Source organism: Anaerolineae bacterium, assembly GCA_014360855.1.
Classification (GTDB): domain Bacteria; phylum Chloroflexota; class Anaerolineae; order JACIWP01; family JACIWP01; genus JACIWP01.
Window position 1 is genome coordinate 1 of record JACIWP010000179.1, and the last position, 6763, is coordinate 6763.

6 protein-coding genes are annotated in these 6763 nt (G+C 65.1%); all 6 read right to left on the minus strand.

The annotated features are described in order from the left end of the window. A partial coding sequence (locus H5T60_10160) for a hypothetical protein (GenBank protein MBC7242793.1) occupies positions 1-1063 on the minus strand: 1063 nt, incomplete at its 3' end. Positions 1064-1095: 32 nt separating this feature from the next. Continuing rightward, complete coding sequence (locus tag H5T60_10165) at positions 1096-2634, minus strand: UDP-N-acetylmuramoyl-L-alanyl-D-glutamate--2,6-diaminopimelate ligase (protein ID MBC7242794.1); 1539 nt, start codon at positions 2632-2634, stop codon at positions 1096-1098. Positions 2635-2671: 37 nt separating this feature from the next. Beyond that, the gene (locus H5T60_10170) at positions 2672-4300 is read right to left on the minus strand and encodes a GAF domain-containing protein (GenBank protein MBC7242795.1); all 1629 of its coding nucleotides are present in this window, start codon (positions 4298-4300) and stop codon (positions 2672-2674) included. 211 nt (positions 4301-4511) lie between these two features. Continuing rightward, positions 4512-5552 carry an alcohol dehydrogenase catalytic domain-containing protein gene (locus tag H5T60_10175; protein ID MBC7242796.1) on the minus strand — a complete coding sequence of 347 codons (1041 nt, stop codon included), beginning with the start codon at positions 5550-5552 and terminating at the stop codon, positions 4512-4514. A gap of 10 nt (positions 5553-5562) precedes the next feature. Further along, positions 5563-6357, minus strand: coding sequence for an aldolase (locus tag H5T60_10180; protein ID MBC7242797.1), 795 nt, complete (start codon positions 6355-6357; stop codon positions 5563-5565). A gap of 137 nt (positions 6358-6494) precedes the next feature. Next, positions 6495-6763: PTS system mannose/fructose/sorbose family transporter subunit IID (locus H5T60_10185; GenBank protein ID MBC7242798.1), on the minus strand; the 269-nt coding region annotated here is incomplete at its 5' end.

Sequence of the window (6763 nt, forward strand, 5' to 3'; positions counted from 1 at the left end):
GGAACGCCGCTTCCGCCGGCATGCCGCCAGGGCCAATGATCCCCGCTTCCCGCCATGGGCCAAGCTGGGCGCTCAGCGGGGCATAGGGCAGGGCTTCCGTATCCGGCAGGGACAGCGTGTGGGGCTGTTGCGGGGCCGGCCGGCCCTTGGGAAAGGCGACGAAAAAGGTGCTGGCAGACCCCTGCTCCATGCCGGCGCGGTACTCCACGCTCCAGTACACGTACACATGCCCATCGTCGAACCCCAGGGACGGCGTGGTAAAGATGGCACCCGTGCCGGCGTACAGGCGGGTCAGCTCCAGGAGCCTGGGTTCATCAGTGAAGGGATATTCCAGCCAAGAGTAATAGAGGTGGCGGTCCTGAGCGTGCGGCTCGGTCACCCAGGCGATATGGGCGCCGGCCCCCGGCTCCACGGCTATCGCCGGCTCCTTCCCATCGCTGGCCAACAAGCGAGGGTCACCCAGCGGTGCACCGCTCCCATCGAGCCGTTGGAGAAAGATGCCGGCCGGCGGCTCACCGGCGTCCCAGATGGTCAGGAACCCGCCGGCGCCGTCCGCCGCCGCGGCGTAATGCCGGACATTGTGCTCGGCCGGCGTGATCGGTATGGGGTCTGCGCGCAGTTGGCCGCTTTTATCCAGCACTGCATGGAACATTCGCACATTCTCGTGCGGGCCTTGGCCGGCCAGGAAGAAGACATGCAGTGTATCCCCCTCCCCTAGGAACAGGCTGTAACCCTTGGGGAAAAAGAGCGACAGCTCAATGAGCTGATCCACCGCCGGCTGACGGCTGTTCCGCAACTGCAGGTAATGCATGGCCAGGCCGTTCGTGCCGGCCTCCGGCCACACCAGATGGACGGCAGACCCATCCCTCTCGACGGCGATGGCCACCGGTTCGTGCTGGCTGGCATTGCCTATCCGCAGGGCGGGGCTCCAATCCCGGGAGATGAGCGGGGTCTTCGCCGGCCGCATCTCACAGCCGGCGAGCGTCATCAGGATGATGCCCAGCGCCAGCAAGATCAGCCCGCGGCGGAGCCGCGGGAAGACGAGAAACCTCTCGTTTGACATACGATCCCCCTTTGGGGAAGCGCCTGGCTTCCTCATGAACCGCCGGCGAAGCCCAGTTCGCGCAGTGCTTTTTCCACCGCCTCGTGGTCGCTCCAGGGATATTCCACCGTGCCGATGCACAGCGAGCGCTCATGTCCTTTGCCGGTGATGAGCACCAGGTCCCCAGGCTCGGCCAAGCGGATGGCGGTGCGGATAGCCTCGGCGCGATCGTCAATCTCCATCAGGCTGTCATCCAGGGGCCGGCCGCTTTGGCGGAAGCCGGCGATGATCTGGGCATTGATCGCCCGGAGGTCTTCCGTGCGAGGGTCCTCGGCGGTCAGGATGACCCGGTCGGCCAATGCGGCGGCGATGCGCCCCATCATAGGGCGCTTCTGGGCATCGCGCAGGCCGGCGCACCCGAACACCACGGTCAGCCGGCCGCGGGTCATCTTCCTGGCGGTGGTCAGCGCTTTCTCCAGCGCATTGGGCGTGTGCGCGAAATCGATGATGATGGTGAAGGGCTGTCCCCGGTCCACGCGCTCCATGCGCCCGGTGAGGCCGGCCATGCCGGCGATGCCGGCCTGCACATGCGCCGGCGCGATGCCCTGGGCCAGGGCGGCGGCGATGGCCGCCAGCAGGTTGTGGACATTATACTCCCCGACCAGCGGGGAATGGATGTCGAAATCCCCAAAGGGCGTGACGGTGCGGAAGCGAATGCCGGCGCCAGTGCATTCCACATCCTCGGCGCGGACGTCGGCGCTGGCCCGCCGGCCGTAGGTGACGACCAGGTCGGCCGGGATGCGGGAGAGGCCGGCGAAGGGCCTCTCGTCATCGGCGTTGAGCACGGAGATTTTGGGGATGCCCGGCTTGCGCACGCTTTGCGAAAGGTCCCAGAACAGCCGCGCCTTGGCCTCGAAATAGGCCTCGTAGCTCCCGTGATAATCCAGGTGCTCATGGGTGATGTTAGTGACAACGGCGGTGTCGAAGGCGCAGGCCGCCACGCGATACTGCGCCAGCCCGTGGGAGGTGGCCTCCAAGACAGCGGCCTGGGCGCCGGCATCCACCATTTCCCGCAGGTATCGCTGTACCGCCGGCGCGTCCGGCGTAGTGGTGTGCAGGCCGGTATCATAGATCTGGCCGGCGATATCGGCGTAAATGGTGCTGATCATGCCGGCATTCCAGCCGGCGGCGCGCAGGATGTGATAAATCAGGTTGGTGGTGGTGGTCTTGCCGTCGGTGCCCGTCACGCCGATCACGCGCAGGTGATGGGCGGGAAAGTCAAAGAACGCCGCGGCCAGCCAGGCCAGCGCCCGGCGTGCATCTCGCACCTGGAGATACGGTATGCCCGCCGGCAGTTCCAGCTCCGCCCGGCTTCTTTCGCCGGCGACCGCGCCGGCCCCTCGCGCCGCCGCCTGCGGGATGAAGCGATGGCCGTCCACGGTAAGCCCCGGCACGGCGACAAAGAGTGCGCCGGCGCTCACCTGGCGGGAGTCATCGGTCACCCCGCTGATGGTTGTGTCTTCCCAGGCGCCGCTGAGGTCGAGCAGTTCGCCGGCCGGCAGGCCGGCCACCAATGCGGAGAGGGCTTTCATACGTTATCCGAACAACCTCCAAGGGAAGGGTGAGGGGCTATTTCGGCCGGCGCAGGCCCAGCAGTTCGTAGGCCAGGATGCGGGTTTGCCGGCCGCGCAGTGTCACGGACTGCACCGAGCGCACGTCCACTACATCCTTGACCTGCTCGTACACCGCATGGCTCACCAGGATTTGCCCCGGCTCGGCAACCTCCTGCAGGCGCTCTGCCACGTTGACGCAGTCTCCTACGGCGGTGAAGTCCATGCGGTCCTCCGTCCCAATATGGCCCACGATGGCCTCGCCGGCGCTGATGCCGATGCCGAACTGCAGGCGGAAGGGTTCGGGGAAGGTGTCCCAACTGCGCCGCACCTTCTCCTGGATTGCCAGCGCGGCCCGCAGTGCTCGTATGAGGTGATCGGGCTGGCGCACCGGGGCGTTGAAGAAGGCTAGGATGGCATCGCCCAGGAATTTATCCAGTGTGCCTTCTTCGGCGAAGATAGCGTCCACCGCCAGCCCCAGATAGCGGTTGAGGACGTGAACCATTTCCTCGGGCGGTGTTTGCTCCACCAGGGTGGAAAAACCGCGCAGGTCGGCGAAGAGGACGGTGATCTCCTGTCGCTCGCCGCCCAGGGTCAGGGCGCTCGCCGGCATGGCGGCCAGCTTCTGCGCGACCGAGGGGCTCAAATAGCGCTGAAGCATGGCCTGCAATTGCTCCCGCGCGCGTGCTTCCCGTTCCCGATCCTGCTGGAGCAGGGTTTCCAGCGTCTGGTCCTCGATGGCCAGCACGATCCCTCCGCCGGTGGCGCCGCGCAGGCGGGAAAGGGTGAGCTTGAAATGCACCTGCCCGCGTCCAGGCAGATGCGCCGAGAACGGCAGGGTAATCACGTCCTTCTCGCCGCGCACAATCTGCAGGAGCGCGTCGGGGATCGGCTCGATCACCAGCCAGGGGAGTGCCTCCTCCAGCGGTTTATCCAGCAAGGCCTCACGCGGTTGGCCGAGCAGTTGGGATGCGGCGCGGTTCACCATGGTGATGCGGCCGTGTGGGCCGACCGTGACGACGCCGCTGGCGATGCTGGCGAAGACGTTGTCCATCAGGCTCTTCAGCCGGCTGGTCTCCGCCAGGTTGCTCTGCAGGCGGTTGAACAGGCGCGCGTTCTCGATGGCCACGGCCGCCAGGTTGGCGAAAGAGGTCAGGAAGTCCAGGTCCTCGTTGGAGAAGGCGCCGGCTTTCAGGCGGTTGTCAATGTAGATGGCGCCGGTCACCTGTCCCTTCAGCTTGAGGGGCACACACAGGATGGAGCGCAGATGATAATCGAGGATGCTCTGGTAGGCCTGGAAGCGCTCGTCCTCCTCGGCGTTCAGCGTCAGCACTGGCTCACCGGTGCGCGCCACGCGATTGACCACACTGCGGCTGATCTCGAACTCCGGGCCGGCGATGTTCTGGCGGTCCAGGTTGCGGGCAACAGGGAAATTCAACTGGCCGGTCTCCGGATTGACCAGCATCAGGAATCCCCGCTCTGCCTCCAGCGCCTCAATGACGATGTCCATGATCAGCTCGAGCAGTTGATCCAGATGCAGGGTGGAGTTCAGCAGTTCGCTGACGTGCATCAGCGCCCGAAAATGCCCGCGGGATTTCGTCTTCTCTGGTTGTGCGTCGGACGGCGCTGGAAACAGCTCCCTGCTCATGGCATATCCCCGTTGCGTTGTATGGGGCGGCGCGGCCGGCGCCGATCTGCTCCATCTGGATACTGCCATTATACGCTGAATAGATAGCGCTGGCAATCCGAACATCAGGGCACAGCGGTGCGGTGCCTTTGCTCCGGAAAACGCGCCAACCTCCCGCGAGAGTACATTCCCGCGGGAGGTTGGCAGGCTGGCCGGGCAGGGCCAGAGAGCGTCACATTGTAACGACCACGCGATAGGTATCCAGCTTCAGCGCTTCCTGGAACCCCTCCTCGAGCTTCTCGAACGGCATCACGCGCGAGATGAACGGCTTGAGGTCGATCTTACGCTGGGTGATGAGCCGCACAGCCTCCCAGACGTCCTGCCGGTCCTGGCTGACCGTGCCGGTGAGCGTCACCTCTTTGTTGTGGAAGATGTTGGGGTCCACCGTGATCTTGGTGCCGCGCGGGTGGATGCTGGAATAAACCATCACACGGCCGCCTTTGGCGGCTATGTTGACCGCCTGCTCCACCAGGGGGCCGGCGGCGGTGGCGCAGAAGATGACATCCGCGCCGCGCCCGTTGGTCGCCTGCTTCACCGCTTCAGCCAGGTCCTGTTCGAAGGGGTTGATGACGAGATCGGCGCCCATGTTGCGGGCGAACTCGGCGCGCGGCGCGTTGGGCTCGCTGACCATAACGCGGGTGCCGGCCTGCTTGGCCAGCACCAGATGCAGCATGCCCATAATGCCGGCGCCGATGATGAGCACGTTCTCGCCCCGCTCCAGGCGCGCCTTGCGCACGCTTCGCACGACGCAGGCCAGCGGCTCTGTCAGGCACAGTTCCTCGAAGGGGATGTCGTTGGCCCCCTTGTACAACTGATAGTCATCCATCAGGACGTATTCGGCCAGGCCAGCCGGCCCGGGCACGTCCGTGTCGAAGAAGGGAGCGCGAGCGTTGTCGCAGATGTTGTCCAGCCCCTTGCGGCAGGACTCGCAGTAGCCACAGCGGGTCAGGAGCGAGGCCACCACCCGGTCGCCGATTTTGGCGTCGGTGAAGACCTTGTCTCCCAGCTTGACCAGTTCGCCGGCCACCTCATGGCCGCCGGCGAGCGGATAGTACGACTCCTCCCCGGTGTACATGCGCTGTTCCCAGGTGCACAGGCCGCAGGCCCGCACCCGGATCAGCGCCTGGCGTGGACCGGGTTCCGGGATGGGCACCTCATCAATGCGGATCTGTCGGGGTCCGACGAAAACAGCACGGCGATAGGTATTGGTCATGGCAGTCCTCTCATGTCAGGAATTTCATGGCGTCGTCCACAGAGCTTCCCTGGTGGACGATGGCGACAATGGCCGCGGTGATGCGGTCGGGATGCGGGAACTGAGCGATGTTGCGGCCGACGGCGACGCCGGCGGCGCCGGCCTGCATGGCGCCGTGAATCTTCTCCAGCAGACTGCGCGGGTCGTTGGCCTTGCCCCCACCCAGTACCACCAGCGGGACATAGACTTGTTCCACAATGCGGCGGAAGCTCTCGACGTCGCCGGTGTATTCGGTCTTAATAAAGTCCACCCCCAGCTCCGCGCCGATGCGGCAGGCATGGCCGATATTCTCGGGGGTCCACCATTCGCGCGGGTTCTCGAAGCCGGCCGGCAGCATCTCTGCCATCACCGGCATGTGCCACTCTGCCGCCTGGGAGATGATCTGGGAAAGGTACGGCAGGGTCTCCCCCTCGAACTGCGAGCCGGGCATGCCCATCACGCCCACCGCCTCGGCCCCGATGCGCAGGGCATCATAGACATCATAGACCAGCTTCATGGGGCCGCGCGTCTTGGCGAGGCCGGAGGAGCCGCCATCACAGCGCAGGATGATGCCCATATCCCCGATTTCCTCGGGGAAGCGCTGGCAGATGCCGTAGGTGGTCAGGATGGCATCCGCACCGCCTTCCCGCACCTTGCGGATGACCTCTCCTGGTTTTTCCAGCCCTTCCATCATGCCGAAGGCGGCGGCGTGGTCCATGGCAAAGATAACAGTCTTGCCATCGGGCCGGAAGATACGCTTCCAACGGTGTGTTTTCAATCCCTTCATGGTATTCCCCCTTTGGAGTGTGTTCGTCACACGGTAGTGTGTAATGAATAACGCAGGCCCGGATCAGCCGGGCGGATAATTCCTGGCAAAGGGCACGCGGGCCGCGCGCCGCGCTCCCACCGCGGCCGGCGGAATCGCTATCCGCCGAGCAGACCCACCTTGATGGCGTTGCCGGCCTCATCAATGCCGGGCCAGATGGGGATGGCTCCCAGCACACCCAGGATAATGATCGCCGCCATGATGAGGGTGGGGGAGACGTTCTTCCTGGAGACCAGCCACCAGACCAGCAGTACCAGGATCAGCGGCAGGAGGTTGGGCATGAAGCTGTCCAGCATGGCCTGGATGCGGAAGGTACTGCCGCCGATGGAGAATGCCACGGGCGTGGAGAGCTTGACGAACTGGACGG

Excerpts from the sequence above, each read along its gene's own strand:
- H5T60_10165 (MBC7242794.1), bottom strand. The coding sequence starts at position 2,634 with ATGAAAGCCCTCTCCGCATTGGTGGCCGGCCTGCCGGCCGGCGAACTG.
- H5T60_10170 (MBC7242795.1), bottom strand. The coding sequence starts at position 4,300 with ATGAGCAGGGAGCTGTTTCCAGCGCCGTCCGACGCACAACCAGAGAAG.
- H5T60_10175 (MBC7242796.1), bottom strand. The coding sequence starts at position 5,552 with ATGACCAATACCTATCGCCGTGCTGTTTTCGTCGGACCCCGACAGATC.
- H5T60_10180 (MBC7242797.1), bottom strand. The coding sequence starts at position 6,357 with ATGAAGGGATTGAAAACACACCGTTGGAAGCGTATCTTCCGGCCCGAT.